The organism is Affinundibacterium baiyunense (genome assembly GCF_018139645.1).
Classification (GTDB): Bacteria; Pseudomonadota; Gammaproteobacteria; order Burkholderiales; family Burkholderiaceae_D; genus Undibacterium; species Undibacterium baiyunense.
Genome location: NZ_JAGSPM010000001.1, coordinates 656,907 through 676,919, shown reverse-complemented (window position 1 = coordinate 676,919; position 20,013 = coordinate 656,907). Strand labels below are relative to the sequence as shown.

Here is a 20,013-nt window from a genome sequence, read left to right as displayed (position 1 = left end):
GGAATGAATGAAAAGAGTTAGTGTTTTTGTGCCTGTTGATGTGTTCTTGACATAAGTTGATCGCAATAGGCAATCGCTAATGCAGATAACAGGAACACCACGTGAATCACAGTTTGCGCTATCAGTTCTTGGGCGTTGTACGACTTCACATTGATGAAAGTTTTTAGTAAGTGGATGGAAGAGATACCGATAATCGCCATTGCTAATTTAACTTTTAAAACCGTCGCATTGACATGAGATAACCATTCAGGTTGGTCTGGATGGTTTTGCAAGCCGAGACGCGACACAAATGTTTCGTAACCGCCAACGATTACCATAATAAGCAAGTTTGAAATCATGACGACGTCGATCAAGCCCAAAACTACCAGCATGATCGTGGTTTCATTGAGTTTAGTTGGGCGTACTGTCTCTGAGCCAGCAACTGAAACTGCATCTAGTAGATGTTGTAAGGCAACGCCATTGCCCATCGCGGCACGGATCAGATCAACTAATTCAACCCAAAAATGATAAACATAGACGCACTGCGCCAAAATCAAGCCAAGATAAAGTGGTAATTGCAGCCAGCGACTTGCGAAAATGAACTTGGATAGAGTGGAGAGTTTTTGCGGTTCTTGCGTATGAGTTGCTTGCGACATTCGAGGCCTTTTCTAAACTATAGGTGATTCAATTTTCGCATTCCAATTTTCTTTAAAGCACAATTTAAATCTGAATTTAAATCCTACATTAAAGTAGATGCAAAATTTGCCCGCATTTTACACCGATGAAGGTGCAATGTCTGCGGCTAACGCTAATTGCGGTTTTATTGTGTTAAATCAAGTTAAACCTGTCGCAGAAGTCACAATTTGGGTGTAATACCACTCACTAAAAAATAGCTTTTTTGGACTGCTAGCCTTAGAATCAACGTCAAAACATAATAAGTGGTGAATATCAAAAAGGCTTGAAGGCGAATTGGCAAATATTCGTCGATCGCTACGTTGAGCTTGTCTGTACATTTACCGTGTGCGCAATTCGAACTTTTTTGATATTCACAACAGCATGGAGACAATTATGTCGGATCAAGAAGTAAAGACTGAATCACGTGTGTTCCCCCCACCGGCGAATTTTGTTGCAAACGCCGCGATCTCTGGCATGGATGCGTACAACGCACTCTGTGCGGAAGCCGCCAATGATTACGAAGGATTTTGGGCTAAATTAGCGCGTGAAAATCTCCATTGGCACAAACCATTCACTACTACATTAGACGAATCTAATGCGCCCTTGTATAAGTGGTTTGACGATGGTTTGCTGAATGTGTCTTACAACTGCCTCGATGTAAATATTCAAAAAGGCTTGGGCGATAAGATTGCGATTATTTTCGAGGCAGACGGTGGCGAAGTCACCAAAGTCAGCTATAAAGAGCTGCACGCGAAAGTTTGCCAGTTTGCAAATGGATTACGCTCTTTGGGTGTCAAAAAAGATGACCGCGTTGTCATTTACATGCCAATGTCAGTCGAAGGTGTCGTTGCGATGCAAGCCTGCGCCCGCATTGGTGCAACGCATTCCGTGGTGTTTGGCGGCTTCTCTGCAAAATCTTTACAAGAACGAATTGTTGACGTTGGTGCGAGCATTGTTATCACTGCTGATGAGCAAGTGCGTGGCGGTAAACAATTGCCATTGAAATCAATCGTCGACGAAGCTTTAGGCTTAGGTGAGTGCGAAAAAGTCGCAAAAGTAATTGTCTATAAACGCACAGGCGGTAATGCACCATTCAATCCGGCACGTGACTTATGGATGCATGATTTAGTTGCGAATCAAGCGACTGAGTGTGAGCCTGAGTGGGTCAATGCTGATCATCCTTTATTTATTTTGTACACATCTGGCTCTACTGGTAAGCCCAAAGGCGTACAGCATTCTTCGGGTGGTTACTTGCTGTGGGCGATGCTCACCATGAAGTGGACATTTGATGTGAAGCCTAGTGACATTTTCTGGTGTACTGCTGATATTGGCTGGGTTACAGGACACACGTATATCACTTATGGTCCATTAGCGATGGGTACGACTGAAATTGTGTTTGAAGGTATTCCTACCTACCCAAATGCTGGTCGTTTCTGGGACATGATACAAAAGCACAAAGCAACTATTTTCTACACCGCACCAACTGCGATTCGCTCTTTAATTAAAGCTGCTGATGGCGATGCCGCAATTCATCCGAATAAGTACGATTTAACTTCATTGCGTTTGCTTGGTTCAGTCGGTGAACCGATTAATCCAGAGGCTTGGATGTGGTACTACCGCAATATCGGCGGTGAAAAATGTCCTATCGTCGATACCTTCTGGCAAACTGAAACCGGTGGTCATATGATTACTCCGTTGCCAGGTGCGACTCCTTTGGTGCCAGGTTCATGTACTTTGCCTTTGCCAGGCATTATGGCAGCGATTGTGGATGAAACAGGTGCGGACTTGCCAAATGGGCAGGGCGGTATTTTGGTTGTCAAACGTCCATGGCCGTCGATGATACGTAACATCTGGGGTGATACCGAGCGCTTCAAGAAGAGTTATTTCCCAGAAGAGTTGGGTGGCAAAACTTATCTCGCAGGCGATGGCGCTATCCGTAACAAAGAGACGGGCTATTTCACGATTACCGGTCGTATTGATGACGTGTTGAATGTGTCTGGTCATCGTATGGGCACAATGGAAATTGAATCGGCTTTGGTTGCGAATCCTCTGGTGGCCGAAGCTGCGGTGGTTGGTAAACCAGATGATACGACGGGAGAAGCAATTTGCGCATTCGTGGTGTTAAAACGTAGTCGTCCAACCGGCGATGAAGCTAAGCAAATTGCTTTGGAGTTGCGTAATTGGGTGGCGAAAGAAATTGGCCCGATTGCCAAGCCAAAAGAAATTCGCTTCGGTGATAATTTGCCAAAAACACGTTCAGGTAAAATCATGCGTCGCTTGTTGCGTGTATTAGCTAAAGGTGAAGAAATTACTCAAGACGTATCAACTTTGGAGAATCCAGCGATTCTAGAACAATTGAAGCAAGCGCAATAAGTGATCATCTGATTGATTAATCCGCTAGCGGAAATGCAAAAGGGCTTTGTTAGTGACAAAGCCCTTTTTTATTGCGCAATCCATGTAAATGTGGCTCTAAAAGTGGCGTAATTTATGATGATTTTTTGCTGGATATGTGATTTTCGAGGCGTTTTGTCGAGTGCTCAACCTAATTTGAAACAGTTTTCTGATTACACTTTCACGGTTATACTTCAGCGCGTTGTTGGTCGTTATTAGCAAATAATTCAAAAGAACATTCAATAATTCATTATTGCTTCGAAAAATAGTTGCCAACGTCTCTTTTATACATATCTAACATTCAGCATGAGTTCAATCAAAAATCGTAAGCCCAAAGGTAGTTTTAAATTGTTTCCGCGCGGCGCAAGAAAAAATGCTGTCGAACAAGGACAAGTGAATCTGATGCCAAACAAGCCAGCGCGTGGCATTTATTTATTGCCGAATGCGTTTACGACGGCTGCATTGTTTTGCGGTTTTTACGCGATCGTCATGGCAATGAATCAGAAGTTCGAACACTCTGGTTTGGCAATCTTTGTGGCAATGGTGCTTGATAGTTTGGATGGGCGCGTTGCGCGCATGACCAATACCCAAAGTGAATTTGGTGCGCAATACGATAGCCTGTCGGATATGGTGTCATTTGGCGTGGCTCCAGCTTTGATCGCTTATGAATGGGCATTAAAAGGAATGGGGAAACTAGGTTGGTTAGCTGCTTTTGTGTATTGCGCTGGCGCCGCATTACGACTCGCTCGTTTCAATGCAAACATTACTGTCGTCGACAAACGTTATTTCCAAGGCCTGCCAAGTCCCGCTGCCGCAGCTTTGGTTGCAGGTTTCATTTTGTTAATGGATGATTTAGCTATACCTGGTAGTGATGTGCGTTGGTTTGCTTGGGGCGTGGCATTGTTTGCTGGTTTGACGATGGTGACGAATGTTCCTTTTTATAGTTTTAAAGATTTGAACTTGAAGCGCTCGGTGCCTTTTATTGCTCCGTTCTTAGTCGTGTTGGCTTATGTAGCGGTGGTTAGCGATCCACCTAAAGTTCTTTTTGGGTTGTTTGTTTTATACGCTTTATCTGGTTATGTTCTTTTGCTTTGGCGTTGGCGTAAAGGACGTCCTGTCAGCCTTGTGCAACTTACTCCAGAAACACATGATGAAGTTGACGACATTAAGAAATAATTGAGGTAATGCTCTTGCACTTTGCTGCAATCCCGCTTATAGTCTTTCGCATGACATTCCAAACGACGACATCTTTTGCTCAAAAAGCAAACATTAAAGCAGATCGCTCCGGTCTGCTTTTGTCGTTCGCATTGCCAGTTGCTACTATCCTAGCATCTCTACTAGCGCTATCTTTGGCGAATCTACTAGCGCTCGCGCGCTAAATCTCTCTATCCCACAACTTGTGTAGTCTTTCACCCATGTGTGTCTTGCAAGGGTTGGAAAAGTCTATTCAAGTCAGCGAGTTTTACTCGACAGTTTCTTAAATTATTTTTGGTTTTATCCAATTTTTTCTATTTATAGCGGCATTTTTGGAGGCAAATATGGCAGACAAACTCATCATTTTCGACACAACTTTGCGTGATGGCGAACAATCCCCTGGCGCATCAATGACGCGCGACGAAAAAGTCAGGATTGCGCGTCAACTAGAGCGCTTGAAAGTCGATGTGATCGAAGCTGGTTTTGCTGCAGCCTCGCCCGGCGATTTCGAGTCAATTAAAGCGATTGCCGCAGCAGTGCGCGAGCCGATTATTTGTTCACTCTCGCGTGCCAATGACAGAGACATTTCTCGTGCTGCCGAGGCGCTCGAGAAAGCGCAACGCAAACGTATTCACACCTTCATCGCAACCTCACCATTGCATATGGAAATGAAATTGCGCATGAGTCCCGATCAAGTGCTGGAGCAAGCTATTCAAGCCGTGCGCTTTGCGCGTCAATTTACGGATGATGTGGAATTTAGTCCAGAGGATGCGAGTCGTTCTGATTTTGATTTTCTGTGTCGCGTGATCGAAGCTGTGATTAAAGAAGGTGCAACGACGATCAACTTTGCGGATACGGTTGGCTATGGTGTGCCTGAGTTGTACGGTAATACTTTAAAGCGTTTGCGCGAGACTATTCCAAATTCCGACAAAGCTATTTGGTCAGTGCATTGTCATAACGATTTGGGGATGGCAGTTGCTAACTCCTTGGCGGGTGTGATGATCGGTGGTGCGCGTCAGGTGGAATGTACGATTAATGGACTTGGTGAGCGCGCTGGCAATACCGCACTTGAAGAGGTTGTGATGGCGGTACGTACGCGTAAAGATCACTTCAATCTCGATGTCGGTATTGACACCACACAGATTGTTGCAACTTCAAAAATGGTATCGCAAATCACTGGCTTTGCTGTGCAGCCTAACAAGGCGATTGTTGGTGCCAATGCATTTGCGCATGCCTCAGGTATTCATCAGGATGGTATTTTAAAGGCGCGTAATACCTATGAAATTATGCGTGCAGAAGATGTGGGTTGGAGCGCAAATAAAATCGTTCTCGGTAAACTCTCTGGTCGTAATGCATTCAAACAACGTTTGCAAGAATTGGGCATCGCGTTGGAATCTGAAACCGAAGTGAATGCGGCATTTGCACGATTTAAAGATTTGGCAGATAAAAAAGCAGAGATCTTTGATGAAGATATTATGGCGGTGGTCGCAGAAGAAGAGCATTCGCACGATGCTGATCATTATCGTTTGGTTTCTATCAGTCAGCATTCCGAAACTGGAGAGCGCTCGTCAGCAGTGGTGGTGATGACGATTGGTGATCGCGAAAAATCATGCATTGCGCAAGGTAATGGTGCTGTAGATGCGATTGTGAATGCAATCGAATCGGAAGTGAAGAGTGAGGCTGAGCTATTGCTGTTCTCGATTAATGCGATTACAGCAGGTACACAATCGCAAGGTGAAGTGACGATACGATTGAGTAAAGCAGGACGTATCGTCAATGGCGTAGGTGCGGATCCTGATATCGTAGTGGCTTCAGCCAAGGCTTATATTTCAGCGTTAAATAAATTGCATTCTAAGGTTGAGAAGTTGAATCCGCAAATTTGACGATTATTGGTTGAATTGGGATGATTTGTTGAAATGATGGAGTGAAATGAGTTCGTTTGTATGCTACGCGCACAAAAAGTCATTTCACGTCTTGCCTTGAGTTTCTCCTATTTTTCATGCTATAGTCGCAGTCTCATCAAATTTTGATGGGATTTATTAATGTAATTTCACGATATTGAAGGTCTTGGCGAAAGCCTCACTCTTGATATCGCATGTAAAGGAAATAAGATGTCTATCGAAAAAAGCGCAAAAGCCGCCATCGTTGCGGATAATGCCCGTGGTCAAAACGACACAGGTTCTCCAGAAGTGCAAGTTGCTTTGTTGACTGCACGTATCAATGACTTGAACGGTCACTTCAAAGCTCACTCTAAAGATCATCACTCACGTCGTGGTTTGATCATGATGGTTAACCGTCGTAAGAGTTTGTTGTCTTACTTGAAAAAGAAAGATTTGAACCGTTACCGTTCATTGATCGAAAAACTCGGCTTGCGTAAGTAATTTATTCGTCAGAATATTTTGCTGAGCCTAGCAAAGAATTAAAGTAAAAAGCCTGCGTCAGTTTTGCTGTCGCAGGCTTTTTGCCTTTAAGTCGTCATAATTTGCTTAAAATTGTGGCGTAGTTGGAAGTGAAAGCGATCATTTTGCGAAAATATTTAGATGTGAAATGTTTGTGAAGTAGGGCGATGCAGTGTGGATCGCATGTGGTGAGGTGAACGACAGCGCCTGGAAATCTGTCGGCAATAGCAGTAAATAGTGAAAGGACACATTGTGTTTAATAAAGTTACAAAATCATTCCAATATGGTCAACATACAGTGACGTTGGAGACAGGTGAAATCGCACGTCAAGCGTCTGGTGCGGTAATGGTATCGATTGAAGATACCGTGGTATTGGCAACCGTTGTTGCTAAAAAAGATGCAAAGCCAGGTCAAGACTTTTTCCCATTGACCGTGGACTACATGGAGAAGAGTTATGCGGCAGGCCGTATTCCTGGTGGCTTCTTCAAGCGTGAAGGTCGTCCTTCAGAAAAAGAAACATTGACTTCACGTTTGATTGATCGCCCGATCCGTCCATTGTTCCCAGAAGGATATTTGAACGAAGTGCAGGTTATCGTGCACGTATTGTCAGTTAATCCTGAAATTGATCCTGATATCGCATCCATGATTGGTGCATCAGCGGCGATCTGCTTGTCAGGTATTCCATTTAACGGCCCAGTAGGTGCGGCACGTGTTGGTTATATCGACGGACAATATGTATTGAACCCAACAGCGACACAATTAAAATCTTCCGCGATGGATTTGGTAGTTGCTGGTACAGAATCTGCGGTTTTGATGGTGGAATCTGAAGCGCAACAATTGTCTGAAGAAGTGATGTTGGGTGCGGTGGTTTACGGTCATACGCAAATGAAAACCGTGATTGACGCGATTCATGATTTGGTCAGTGAAGGTGGAAAGCCTGAAGTTGAATGGGCGCCAGCACCGAAAAATGAAGCCTTGATTGCAGCGGTAACTGCAGTGGCAGAGCCTTTGTTGCGTGCCGCTTATCAAACTAAAGAGAAGCAAGCGCGTACTGATCAGTTAAAAGCAGCAAGTGCAGCAGTTTCCGCAGCTTTGGCTGAACAAGCCGCTGCTGCTGGTGTTGATGCGCCTGATTCTGCTGAAGTTGGCAATATCATGTTTGATTTGGAATCCAAAATCGTTCGTTCTCAAATTTTGGATGGCGAGCCACGTATCGATGGTCGTGATACGCGCACTGTGCGTCCAATCACAATTCGCACTGGCGTATTGCCACGTACGCACGGCACCGCATTGTTCACTCGCGGTGAAACGCAAGCTCTGGTGATTGCAACTTTGGGAACTTCTCGCGACGAGCAAAAAATTGATGCTTTGATGGGTGAATACTCTGATCGCTTCATGTTGCATTACAACATGCCTCCATTTGCGACTGGTGAAACTGGTCGTGTTGGTACACCTAAGCGTCGTGAAATCGGTCACGGCCGTTTGGCAAAACGTGCATTGCAAGCTGCATTGCCATCGCCAGAAGAGTTTAGCTACTCTGTGCGTTTGGTTTCTGAAATTACAGAATCCAATGGCTCGTCTTCGATGGCTTCCGTGTGCGGTGGTTGCTTGGCCTTGATGGATGCTGGCGTGCCAATGAAAGCACACGTGGCAGGTATCGCGATGGGTTTGATTAAAGAAGGTAACAAGTTTGCCGTCTTGACAGATATCTTGGGTGATGAAGATCATCTTGGTGATATGGACTTTAAAGTTGCTGGTACTGCAGAAGGTATTACGGCTTTGCAGATGGATATCAAGATTCAAGGTATCACGAAAGAAATTATGCAAGTGGCTTTGGCGCAAGCTAAAGAAGGTCGTGATCATATTCTTGGTGAAATGCAAAAAGCAGTTCCAGTTGGTAAGGTGGAGTTGTCTGACTTCGCTCCACGCCTGATTACAATCAAGATCAATCCAGAAAAAATTCGTGATGTGATCGGCAAAGGTGGTGCAGTGATTCGTGCATTGACGGAAGAAACTGGTACGCAAATCGATATTAGCGATGAAGGTGTGGTAACGATCGCTTCAGTTGATGCGGCAGCTGGTCAAGAAGCGAAGCGTCGTATCGAAGAGTTGACTGCGGAAGTTGAGGTTGGCAAGATTTACGACGGTACTGTATTGAAGTTGTTGGACTTCGGCGCGATTGTACAAATTATGCCGGGCAAAGATGGCTTGTTGCACATCAGTCAAATCGCTAATGAGCGCGTCAATGCAGTTGCAGACTACCTCAAAGAAGGTCAGCAAGTGCGCGTTAAAGTGTTGGAGACCGATGATCGTGGTCGCTTTAAGTTATCAATGAAAGCGGCTGTTGAAGTTGTTGCGGCAGAAGCTGCAGCCGAGGCAGCGCCTGACGCTTAATTGATGCATGCATGATGCATATTCGATGATAAGTCGAGTCAAGTTTGTTGTGGATTGTTGACTATCTACAGCATAATTTGATTAAAATGAAAACCGCTCGTAGCAAACTGCGAGCGGTTTTTTTTATGCTGTTTTTTTGTATATGTGTAAATTGGATTGGTATGAAAGCGATTGAAATTACGCAGTTTGGCAAGCCAGAGGTTTTGCAGTTATGCGAGCGACCAATGCCTGTTCCTGCTGAGGGAGAGGTGCTCATCCGAGTTGGCGCGGCGGGCGTAAATCGTCCCGATGTATTGCAGCGAATGGGCTTGTACCCGGTGCCTATCGGAGCATCTGAGTTGCCGGGTTTGGAAGTGGCTGGGGAGATTGTTGCAGGAGATTTGTCGGGAAGTGAGTTTGTGCTCGGTGATTTGATTTGCGCTTTAGTACAAGGCGGTGGTTATGCGGAATATTGCATTGTGCCGCTAGCGCAGTGTTTGCCAATTCCAAAGGGTTTGAGTTTGATTGAGGCGGCATCCTTGCCAGAAACTTTTTTCACAGTTTGGTCAAATGTCTTTGATCGAGGGCGCTTGTTGCCGGGTGAGACTTTGTTGGTGCATGGTGGTACTTCGGGGATTGGCGTTACAGCGATACAAATCGCCACGGCGCTGGGGTCTCGGGTATTTGCTACCGCAGGTTCTGATGATAAGTGTCGTGCGATTGAGGCTTTAGGTGCTGCGCGCGGAATAAATTATAAAACAGAAGATTTCCTACAGATTTTGAGAGAAGAAACTTCGAATAAGGGCGTTGATGTCATTCTTGATATGGTTGCGGGTAAATATTTGTCCAAGAATATCGATAGTTTAGCTGATGATGGGCGATTAATTGTCATTGCGCTTTTGGGTGGGGCGAAGGCTGAGCTAGATATGTCGCAAATATTGCGTCGCCGTTTGCATGTGACGGGCTCAACTTTGCGTCCGCGATCAGTGGAATTTAAAAGGCAAATCGCGACTGCGCTCCGTCAGAATGTGTGGCCTTTGCTTGAGCAAGGTCGGATTAAGCCGGTAGTTCATCAGGTTTTCCCCTTGGCTAAGGCTTCTGATGCTCACGCATTGATGGAAACTAGTCAGCACATTGGAAAATTGGTGTTGGAGGTGTGATGAGATTGTGGCTAACTTGTGACGGAATGCTTCTTAAATTATGTCAGTTGGTGAGCTTGGGATTGTTTGTTGTTTTGTGTAAGGATGGGTGTATTCGCATTAAAGCATTTTGGTGGAAAATTGACCCTTCTCACTCCAAAGAGATACAATAGAGAGTTAATCAAATTTTGAAGCCTATGACATTCAAGCGAAGAACATTAATAGCGGGTAATTGGAAAATGAATGGCGGTTTAGCGGTAAATGCTGGCTTGCTAGCAGAACTGCTTAGTTCATCCATTAATTCGTCATCTGAAGTTTTGGTATGCGTTCCATCGGTATATCTTGCTCAATGTGAGAGTACGCTATCGAATACAGCAATTGCCTATGGTGCTCAGGACGTTTCAGCGCATAGCTCTGGTGCATATACAGGTGAGGTATCTTCCACGATGTTGGCGGATTTTTCTTGTAAGTATGTGATTGTTGGGCATTCAGAGCGTCGCGCTTATCATCACGAGTCAAATGAGTTGGTTGCACAGAAGGCCTTGCAGGCCTTGCGTTCAAATATTTGTCCAATAGTTTGTGTTGGCGAAACCTTGGAGCAGCGTGAGGCGGGCAAAACAAATGAAATTGTTATTGCTCAACTGCGTGCGGTGATGGATTTACTTGATGATGGTGCGTTAGCGCGTATTGTTGTTGCTTATGAGCCAGTGTGGGCAATTGGTACTGGTAAAACCGCTACGCCGGAAATGGCGCAAGATGTGCATGCAGTGTTGCGTAGTACCTTGGCTGAGCGCAGCGAATTTGCTGCTGAAAAGGTGCGTATTTTGTATGGTGGAAGTATGAAGCCAGAGAATGCGAAAGAGTTGCTGGCGATGCCTGATATCGATGGCGGTTTGATTGGCGGAGCTTCGCTAAAAGCAGTAGATTTTTTATCGATTGTTGCTGCAGCATAGGTTTTGAGATGTAAAGTCGGTTTGTATATTTGTGTTTTGTAAAAAAAGATTAAATTGGATTGGATGTTTTAAATGAATACTTCTTTGGCTACGTTGGTAATGATCGTTCAGGTAATTTCTGCGTTGATTATTGTTGGGCTTGTGCTGTTGCAGCATGGTAAAGGTGCGGATATGGGCGCGTCATTCGGTTCGGGTGCGTCGGGTAGTTTGTTTGGTGCAACAGGCTCATCAAATTTTTTGTCAAAGTCGACAGCGGTAGCTGTTGCGGTGTTTTTTATCGCGACCTTGATCTTGACTTCGTTTGGTGCAAATAAAGCACCATCTGTTGGTGTTATGGATAATTTGCCAGTAACTAAAGCTGCACCTGCAAGTGCGTCTGCAGTGGCTGCGTCTGTGCCAGCAGCAGCTGCGGCAGCTTCTGCATCTGGTCAAGCTGCTGAAATTCCAAAATAAATTAATTTAGATCAGTTTGTCCGGCAAAAAAATCTTGAATTACTGCAATTGTGCGTTGAACAATTGAGTCTAAACGAGTACAATGCTGGGCTTATGCCGACGTGGTGAAATTGGTAGACACGCTATCTTGAGGGGGTAGTGGCGAAAGCTGTACGAGTTCGAGTCTCGTCGTCGGCACCAAAAGAATAAGTTAAGTTTTCTGCGCTTGACTTGATCGAGGAAGTGGTTGCGTTTAGGTTTGAATTGAGCAATCACTCAAGCATGCAATTAACATCTCAATGTTGCGTTTTTATACGGATAAGCTAACGTGAACCTCGAAAATTATTTCCCAGTTCTTCTCTTTATTTTGGTCGGTATTGCGGTTGGTATTGTGCCGCAAGTTCTTGGGCGCGTTCTTGCGCCGCATCGCCCAGATACTCAAAAAACATCTGCTTATGAGTGCGGCTTTGAAGCCTTTGAAGATGCGCGTATGAAATTTGATGTGCGTTACTACCTCATTGCAATTCTCTTTATTTTGTTCGACTTGGAAACTGCTTTCTTTTTCCCATGGGCTGTGTCTGTGAAAGAGTTGGGGTGGACAGGTTTCTTGGTGATGCTTGGCTTCATCTTGGAATTTGCGGTCGGTTTTTGGTATATCTGGAAAAAAGGCGCACTCGATTGGGAGTGACCTCATAGGAAAAGCTTATGTCAATTGAAGGCGTGTTAAGCGAAGGCTTTGTTACCACTAGTTTGGACAAGCTGATTAATTGGACGCAAACTGGTTCGATGTGGCCCATGACGTTTGGTCTGGCTTGCTGTGCTGTTGAGATGATGCATGCAGGCTGTTCTCGTTATGACTTGGATCGTTTTGGTGTGGTGTTTCGTCCATCTCCACGTCAGTCAGATGTGATGATTGTTGCTGGAACTTTGTGTAATAAGATGGCGCCGGCCTTGCGTAAAGTTTATGATCAGATGGCCGAGCCTCGTTGGGTGGTGTCTATGGGGTCATGCGCGAACGGTGGTGGCTACTATCATTATTCATACTCCGTCGTGCGTGGTTGTGATCGCATTGTTCCGGTTGATATCTATGTGCCGGGTTGTCCGCCAACTGCAGAGGCGTTGATTTACGGCATTATTCAGTTGCAGAACAAAATTAAGCGAACCAATACCATAGCCCGTTAATTGCTTTGGCAGAGAAATTTATACATTAAGACAAAATGACTACCAAACTAGAAAATCTCGAGTCGGCAGTAAAAGGTGTCATCGGTGAGCGACTTGTGCAGTCGCATTTGGCGCTCGGTGAGTTGACTGTTGTTGTTTTGGCTAAAGATTATTTGCAAGTGATGTTTGACTTGCGAGATAGTGCCGCAACGTGCTTTGAACAGTTAATCGATCTTTGTGGTGTTGATTACTCCACTTATGGTGATGGGCTTTGGCAAGGTAAGCGTTTTGCTGTGGTGTCGCATTTGACTTCGGTTAAGCATAACTGGCGTTTGCGTGTTCGTGTGTTTGTGGAAGATGATGAATTCCCTATTGTGGCATCTTTGGTGGATGTTTGGAGTACAGCGAATTGGTATGAGCGTGAGGCATTTGATTTCTTCGGTATCTTATTCGATGGTCATAATGATTTGCGTCGAATTTTGACTGATTACGGATTTATTGGTCATCCTTTCCGAAAAGATTTTCCAATTTCAGGATATGTTGAGATGCGTTATGACGCAGATCAAAAGCGTGTGGTCTATCAACCTGTCACAATTGAGCCACGCGAAAATACGCCACGTATTATTCGCGAAGAAAATTACGGGATTAAGGGTTAAGGACGCGACATGGCAGAGATTAAAAATTACACCTTAAATTTCGGTCCTCAGCATCCAGCTGCGCATGGTGTGTTGCGCTTGGTGCTTGAGTTGGATGGCGAAGTTATTCAACGAGCCGATCCGCACATTGGTTTGCTGCATCGTGCGACGGAAAAATTGGCGGAACAAAAAACCTTTCTGCAATCCGTTCCTTACATGGATCGTCTCGATTACGTTTCCATGATGTCCAACGAGCATGCCTACGTGATGGCAATCGAAAAAATGCTCGGCTTAGAAGTTCCTCTACGTGCGCAATATATTCGTGTGATGTTTGATGAAATTACACGTATTTTGAATCACTTGCTATGGATTGGTGCTCACGGTTTGGACGTGGGTGCGATGGCGGTGATGTTGTATGCATTCCGTGAGCGTGAAGATTTGATGGACTGCTATGAGGCGGTCTCTGGTGCGCGTATGCATGCTGCATACTATCGTCCTGGTGGTGTGTATCGTGATTTGCCAGATGAGATGCCAAAGCATAAAGCATCCATTTTGAAAAATGAAAAGGCAATTCGTTTGTTGAATGAAAATCGTCAAGGCTCCTTGCTCGATTTTATTGAGGACTTCACAAACCGTTTTCCAAAATATGTCGACGAGTACGAAACTCTGTTGACAGATAACCGTATTTGGAAGCAACGTCTGGTTGGAATTGGTGTTGTTTCGCCAGAGCGTGCATTGGCAATGGGCTTTACTGGGCCTATGTTGCGTGGATCTGGTATCGAGTGGGACATTCGCAAAAAACAACCTTACGAAGTTTATGATTTGCTTGACTTCGATATTCCAGTTGGTGTGAATGGTGATAGCTATGATCGTTATTTGGTGCGCGTGGAAGAGATGCGCCAGTCAAATCGTATCATTAAGCAATGTGTCGAGTGGTTGCGCAATAACCCAGGTCCAGTGATGTCAACAAATCACAAGGTTGCTCCACCTAGTCGCGTTAATATGAAGTCGAACATGGAAGAGTTGATCCATCACTTCAAATTGTTCACGGAAGGTTTTCATGTGCCTGCTGGTGAGGTGTATTCCGCAGTTGAGCATCCAAAAGGTGAATTTGGCATTTATCTGATGTCAGATGGGGCGAATAAGCCATACCGCATGAAGATTCGTGCTCCTGGTTTTGCACATTTGCAAGGTCTAGATGAGATGGCAAAAGGTCATATGATTGCGGATGCGGTAACCATTATTGGTACCCAAGATATCGTATTCGGTGAAATTGACCGCTAATTCGTGAATCGTAAAATTTAATATTGATAGTTGATCGGCCCTTTGTAAGCGCCGATATTTGAGGCAAAAGCGATGGTCTTATCAGAGCAAGCATTAAAAAAAATTGATCGCGAATTGGCGAAATTTCCTGCGGATCAACGTCAGTCGGCTGTAATGGCTGCGCTGGCGATTGCACAAGACGAAACTAATTGGTTGTCGCCAGAAGTGATGCAATTCGTTGCCGATTACATTGGTATGCCTGCGGTTGCTGTGCAAGAAGTAGCGACCTTCTACAATATGTACAACACAAAACCAGTCGGTAAGCACAAAATTACCGTTTGCACCAATTTGCCTTGCGCTTTGTCTGGTGGTGAACGCGCTGCGCATCACCTAAAGCAAAAATTAGGTTTAGATTATAAAGAAACGAGTGCTGACGGTCAGTTCACCTTAATGGAAGGTGAATGCATGGGTGCCTGCGGTGATGCTCCAGTATTGCTAGTTAATAACAAACGCATGTGTAGCTTTATGTCGAATGAAAAGATTGATGCCTTGGTTAGTGAATTAAGTCAGACAACAGGGGCGGGGAAATAATGACGAGCCTACATAATCGCCATATCAAGCCATTGATTCTCGCGGGCTTAGACGGAAAAAATTGGCATCTACAAGATTACGTTGCACGTGGTGGCTATCAATCATTGAAACGTATTTTGGATGAGAAAATCCCTCCAGAGCAAGTAATTGCAGAGCTGAAAGCTTCTTCCTTGCGAGGTCGCGGTGGTGCAGGCTTCCCAACGGGATTGAAGTGGAGCTTTATGCCGCGTCAATTTCCAGGTCAAAAATATCTTGTTTGTAATACGGATGAGGGCGAGCCTGGTACATTTAAAGATCGCGACATCATTCGCTACAATCCGCATGCCTTGATCGAAGGTATGGCGATTGGCGCATACGCAATGGGTATCACGGTTGGTTACAACTATATCCACGGTGAGATTTTCGCTGATTACGATCGCTTTGAAGAAGCGTTGGAAGAGGCACGTGCCGCTGGCATGCTCGGTGATCGTATTCATGGCTCTGACTTCTCATTTCAGTTACATGCTTTTCACGGTTATGGTGCCTACATCTGCGGCGAAGAAACAGCATTGCTGGAATCATTGGAAGGCAAAAAAGGTCAACCTCGCTTTAAGCCGCCGTTCCCAGCGAGCTTTGGTTTGTATGGTAAGCCAACGACAATCAACAACACAGAAACCTTTGCTGCTGTCCCATTTGTATTAGCAATGGGCGGTGAAGCTTATGCTGCCTTGGGTAAGCCAAACAATGGCGGTACTAAGATTTTCTCTATGTCTGGTGACGTAGCAAAGCCAGGTAATTACGAGGTGCCACTCGGCACACCATTTGCAACTTTACTTGAGTTGGCAGGTGGCATGCGTGACGGTAAAAAAATCAAAGCGGTTATTCCAGGTGGATCATCTATGCCAGTCTTGACTGGCGATGTGATGATGGCGACCGATATGGATTACGACTCTATCGCTAAAGCGGGATCTATGCTTGGTTCTGGTGCAGTAATTGTGATGGATGAAACACGCTGTATGGTTAAGTCTTTGCTGCGGTTGTCTTACTTCTATTTCGAAGAATCTTGCGGTCAATGTACGCCATGCCGTGAAGGCACAGGCTGGTTGTATCGCATGGTTCACCGTATCGAGAATGGACAAGGGCGTCCTGATGATTTAGACATGTTGAACGCGATTGCAGACGGCATTCAAGGTCGTACGATTTGCGCTTTGGGCGATGCAGCTGCAATGCCTGTTCGCGCTTTTGTTAAGAATTTCCGTGAAGAGTTTGAATACCATATCGAGCATAAACACTGCTTGGTTCCGACTTATTTATAAACAAGGCTTTAGTTTGTTCTTGAATTGAAACTTCATTCAAGTCTGAATATTTATTCGCTTAGCGTACCCAGAGCACACCATGGTTGAAATTGAAATAGACGGCAAAAAAGTAGAAGTCCCTGCGGGAAGCATGGTCATGGAAGCTGCCAATAAACTTGGCACTTACATTCCTCACTTTTGCTATCACAAGAAATTGTCGATTGCAGCAAACTGCCGCATGTGTTTAGTGGAAGTTGAAAAAGCTCCTAAGCCATTACCAGCATGCGCGACGCCAGTTACGCAAGGCATGATTGTGCGCTCCAATAGCGATAAAGCGACCAAAGCACAAAAAGATGTAATGGAATTCTTATTGATCAATCACCCATTGGATTGCCCGATTTGCGATCAGGGCGGTGAGTGTCAATTACAGGATTTGGCAGTAGGCTATGGTAAGACCAGTTCACGTTATCAAGAAGAAAAGCGTGTTGTTTTCCACAAAAACGTAGGCCCATTGATTTCAATGGAAGAGATGAGCCGCTGTATTCATTGCACGCGCTGTGTCCGCTTTGGTCAAGAAGTGGCTGGTGTAATGGAACTCGGAATGTTGGGTCGTGGCGAGCACTCTGAAATTACTTCTTTTGTTGGTAAGACTGTTGATTCTGAATTGTCTGGCAACATGATTGATCTTTGCCCTGTTGGTGCATTGACCTCTAAGCCTTTCCGTTATTCTGCTCGCACTTGGGAATTGTCTCGTCGTAAGTCCGTTAGTGCGCATGATGGACTCGGTTCCAATTTGATCGTTCAGGTGAAGAACAATAAAGTAATGCGTGTTGTTCCTTTAGAGAATGATGCAGTGAATGAGTGCTGGATTTCCGATAAAGATCGTTTTGCTTACGAAGGTTTGAATAGTGCAGATCGTTTGACCAAGCCTATGCTGAAGCAGGGCGGTCAATGGCAAGAAACTGACTGGCAGACCGCATTAGAGTATGTGGCGCATGGTTTGAAGAATGTGAAACATGAACACGGTGCGAACTCGATTGCTGGTTTTGCGACGGCAAATTCAACCTTGGAAGAAATGAGTTTATTGGCACGCGTGGTTCGTGGCTTAGGCTCCGAAAATATTGAGACCCGTTTGCGTCAATCTGACTTTGCACTGACAGCAAAGATTAAACCGTGGTTGGGTATGTCAATTGCGGCATTTGCGCAGTTGAAAAATGTTTTTGTGATTGGTTCTTTCTTACGTAAAGATCATCCATTGTTGGCAGCTCGCTTGCGCCAGACAGTGAAGTCTGGTGCGAAATTAAGTGTTTTGCATGCAACAGACGACGAACTGTTAATGAAGGTTGCCACTAAGGCTGTGTTAGCTCCATCTGCTTGGTTGTCTTTCTTGTCTGAAGTTGCCATCGCAGTTGCCGACACTAAGCAAATTGCTAAGCCAGCTGGATTGGCAGAGGTAAGCGTATCAGAATCAGCACAAGCAATTGCAGCCAGCTTATTGTCTGGCGCCGAAGCGGCTTCATCTGGTGTTTTCCTCGGGAACACAGCATCGCAACATCCTGACGCTGCTAAACTTCACGCTTTAGCACAATGGATTGCACAGAATACTGGCGCGGGCTTTGGCTATTTGACTGAAGCTGCAAATACTGTGGGTGCTTATTTGGCTGACGCGGTACCAGCGAGTGCGGAAGTTGCAGCAAATGTACTGAGTAATGCGCGTAAAGCAGTAATCTTGTTGAATGCCGAGCCTGAACACGATTTTGCAAATCCAAATCAAGCACAAGCTTTGTTGGCGCAAGCTGATATGGTTGTGGTCATGTCTCCATTTAAGCATGGCATGGAATATGCTGATGTATTGTTGCCAGTCTCTCCTTACACGGAAACAGCGGGTACTTTTGTTAACTGCGAAGGTCGTGCGCAAAGTTTCCACGGTGTAGTTAAACCTTTGGGCGATACTCGTCCAGCATGGAAGGTTTTACGCGTACTTGGTAACTTGCTAGGTTTGGACAACTTCGAATTTGAAACAGCTGAGTCAGTTCGCGATACAGTTTTGGGTCAAGGACAAACTGATTTGTCGAATAAATTAACGAATTTAGTTGACGTCGCAATTTCGAATTCTGCTGCGACTACAGGCTTGGAGCGTGTTTCTGATGTGCCGATTTACGCTACAGATGCGATTGTTCGTCGTGCCGAATCTTTACAGCGTACCGCCGACGCCAAAGCGAGCGCAGTGAGTTTGAGTGCTGCGGAGTTTGCTCGCCTTGGTATCGCAGATGGTGATTTTGTAAAACTCACTCAAGCAGGTGCTTCAGTCATGGCTTCTGCTAAGCTTGATAAATCTTTGCCCGCGACAGTCGTGCGCGTGGCTGCCGGTGTTTTGGCAACGCATCAACTGGGTGCGATGTTCGGCCCAATTAATGTGGAGCGTGCATAATGAATTTCTTAGATACGGTTCAATCTTACGGCGTGCAATACCTTGGTGGTTTGTGGCCATTAGTGTGGACGTTGATCAAGATCGTTTGCATCACATTACCAGTGATGGGCTGCGTTGCTTATTTGACCTTGTGGGAACGTAAAATGATTGGCTGGATGCATGTGCGTCTTGGCCCAAATCGCGTTGGCCCAGCAGGTTTATTACAGCCTATTGCCGATGCTTTGAAGTTGCTACTTAAAGAAATCATCATTCCAGCAAAAGCGAATAAAGTTTTATTCGTTATCGCTCCGATTATGACGATTATGCCTGCTTTAGCCGCGTGGTCGGTTGTACCTTTTGGTCCAGATGTGGTGTTGGCGAATGTAAATGCAGGTTTGTTGTTGATCATGGCGATCACTTCGATGGAAGTTTACGGCATCATCATCGCTGGTTGGGCTTCAAATTCAAAATATGCTTTCCTCGGTGCGATGCGCGCATCTGCGCAAATGGTTTCTTACGAAATCGCGATGGGCTTCGTTCTGGTTATTGTGTTGATGGTCTCTGGTAGTTTAAATTTAATTGATGTGGTTAATGGTCAATCTAAAGGTTACTTCGCAGAGCAAGGCTGGAATTTCTTGTCTTGGAACTGGTTGCCGTTGTTGCCAATGTTTGTGATTTACATCATTTCCGGTATTGCCGAGACAAATCGCCATCCTTTCGACGTTGTTGAAGGTGAGTCTGAAATCGTTGCTGGTCATATGGTTGAATACTCTGGGATGTCCTTTGCAATGTTCTTCTTGGCAGAGTATGCCAACATGATTTTGATTTCTGCACTCGCGTCTTTAATGTTCTTGGGTGGATGGAATTCTCCAATTGGTCATGAGGTTCCTGTACTCGGCTTGTTGGCTTATTTACCCGGATGGATTTGGTTGGGTGTGAAAACCTTCTTTGTGGTTTCCCTGTTTATTTGGGCACGTGCTTCTTTCCCACGTTATCGCTATGATCAAATTATGCGATTGGGCTGGAAAGTATTTATCCCACTGACCTTGGTTTATTTGGTTATCGTCGCTGCATGGATGCAAACCTCCTGGAATATTTGGAAGTAATCAGCTAAAGAAAAACGCTAGCAAATAATGGAAGCAAA

At 45.1% G+C, this 20,013-nt stretch carries 17 protein-coding genes and 1 tRNA gene; 17 read left to right on the top strand and 1 reads right to left on the bottom strand.

Going from position 1 to position 20,013, the window contains the following annotated elements; genetic code table 11:
• Positions 1-17: 17 nt before the first annotated feature.
• Complete coding sequence (locus KDM92_RS03010) at positions 18-635, bottom strand: TIGR00645 family protein (RefSeq protein WP_212682912.1); 618 nt, start codon at positions 633-635, stop codon at positions 18-20.
• Between the two features lie 412 nt (positions 636-1,047).
• On the opposite strand from KDM92_RS03010, the gene acs reads away from it, so the two are divergent.
• From acs to nuoH, 17 genes are all read left to right on the top strand, one after another.
• Positions 1,048-3,027, top strand: a complete 1,980-nt coding sequence (gene acs / locus KDM92_RS03005; RefSeq protein ID WP_212682911.1) for an acetate--CoA ligase — start codon at positions 1,048-1,050, stop codon at positions 3,025-3,027.
• Between the two features lie 324 nt (positions 3,028-3,351).
• Positions 3,352-4,221 (top strand): CDP-diacylglycerol--serine O-phosphatidyltransferase, encoded by an 870-nt coding sequence (gene pssA, locus KDM92_RS03000; protein WP_212682910.1) that lies wholly within the window; start codon positions 3,352-3,354, stop codon positions 4,219-4,221.
• A gap of 362 nt (positions 4,222-4,583) precedes the next feature.
• A complete protein-coding gene (locus tag KDM92_RS02995) occupies positions 4,584-6,122 on the top strand; it encodes a 2-isopropylmalate synthase (protein WP_212682909.1) in 1,539 nt (512 codons plus the stop codon).
• A 228-nt stretch (positions 6,123-6,350) separates the two neighbouring features.
• Positions 6,351-6,620: a 30S ribosomal protein S15 gene (gene rpsO, locus KDM92_RS02990; RefSeq protein WP_189344458.1), complete on the top strand. Its 270-nt coding sequence runs from the start codon at positions 6,351-6,353 to the stop codon at positions 6,618-6,620.
• Positions 6,621-6,890: 270 nt separating this feature from the next.
• Positions 6,891-9,032, top strand: coding sequence for a polyribonucleotide nucleotidyltransferase (pnp, locus tag KDM92_RS02985; protein ID WP_212682908.1), 2,142 nt, complete (start codon positions 6,891-6,893; stop codon positions 9,030-9,032).
• 161 nt (positions 9,033-9,193) lie between these two features.
• Entirely contained in the window at positions 9,194-10,171 is a 978-nt protein-coding gene (locus KDM92_RS02980; RefSeq protein WP_212682907.1) for an NAD(P)H-quinone oxidoreductase, read from the top strand.
• A 176-nt stretch (positions 10,172-10,347) separates the two neighbouring features.
• Complete coding sequence (gene tpiA / locus KDM92_RS02975; RefSeq protein ID WP_212682906.1) at positions 10,348-11,103, top strand: triose-phosphate isomerase; 756 nt, start codon at positions 10,348-10,350, stop codon at positions 11,101-11,103.
• Positions 11,104-11,175: 72 nt separating this feature from the next.
• A complete protein-coding gene (secG, locus tag KDM92_RS02970) occupies positions 11,176-11,556 on the top strand; it encodes a preprotein translocase subunit SecG (RefSeq protein ID WP_212682905.1) in 381 nt (126 codons plus the stop codon).
• Positions 11,557-11,651: 95 nt separating this feature from the next.
• A tRNA-Leu gene (locus KDM92_RS02965) sits at positions 11,652-11,736 on the top strand.
• Positions 11,737-11,863: 127 nt separating this feature from the next.
• Positions 11,864-12,223 (top strand): NADH-quinone oxidoreductase subunit A, encoded by a 360-nt coding sequence (locus KDM92_RS02960; RefSeq protein WP_212682904.1) that lies wholly within the window; start codon positions 11,864-11,866, stop codon positions 12,221-12,223.
• 17 nt (positions 12,224-12,240) lie between these two features.
• Complete coding sequence (locus tag KDM92_RS02955) at positions 12,241-12,717, top strand: NuoB/complex I 20 kDa subunit family protein (RefSeq protein ID WP_186923149.1); 477 nt, start codon at positions 12,241-12,243, stop codon at positions 12,715-12,717.
• A 35-nt stretch (positions 12,718-12,752) separates the two neighbouring features.
• On the top strand, positions 12,753-13,352 hold the full coding sequence (locus KDM92_RS02950; RefSeq protein WP_212682903.1) for an NADH-quinone oxidoreductase subunit C: 600 nt from the start codon (positions 12,753-12,755) through the stop codon (positions 13,350-13,352).
• A 9-nt stretch (positions 13,353-13,361) separates the two neighbouring features.
• Entirely contained in the window at positions 13,362-14,615 is a 1,254-nt protein-coding gene (locus KDM92_RS02945; RefSeq protein WP_189344452.1) for an NADH-quinone oxidoreductase subunit D, read from the top strand.
• 72 nt (positions 14,616-14,687) lie between these two features.
• Positions 14,688-15,185 carry an NADH-quinone oxidoreductase subunit NuoE gene (nuoE, locus tag KDM92_RS02940; RefSeq protein WP_189344451.1) on the top strand — a complete coding sequence of 166 codons (498 nt, stop codon included), beginning with the start codon at positions 14,688-14,690 and terminating at the stop codon, positions 15,183-15,185.
• The gene (gene nuoF, locus KDM92_RS02935; RefSeq protein ID WP_212682902.1) at positions 15,185-16,480 is read left to right on the top strand and encodes an NADH-quinone oxidoreductase subunit NuoF; all 1,296 of its coding nucleotides are present in this window, start codon (positions 15,185-15,187) and stop codon (positions 16,478-16,480) included. Before nuoE ends, nuoF begins: the two co-directional genes overlap by 1 nt.
• A gap of 79 nt (positions 16,481-16,559) precedes the next feature.
• The gene (nuoG, locus tag KDM92_RS02930; protein ID WP_212682901.1) at positions 16,560-18,890 is read left to right on the top strand and encodes an NADH-quinone oxidoreductase subunit NuoG; all 2,331 of its coding nucleotides are present in this window, start codon (positions 16,560-16,562) and stop codon (positions 18,888-18,890) included.
• On the top strand, positions 18,890-19,975 hold the full coding sequence (gene nuoH, locus KDM92_RS02925) for an NADH-quinone oxidoreductase subunit NuoH (protein WP_189344448.1): 1,086 nt from the start codon (positions 18,890-18,892) through the stop codon (positions 19,973-19,975). The genes nuoG and nuoH overlap by 1 nt, the downstream gene beginning before the upstream one ends.
• Positions 19,976-20,013: the final 38 nt, after the last annotated feature.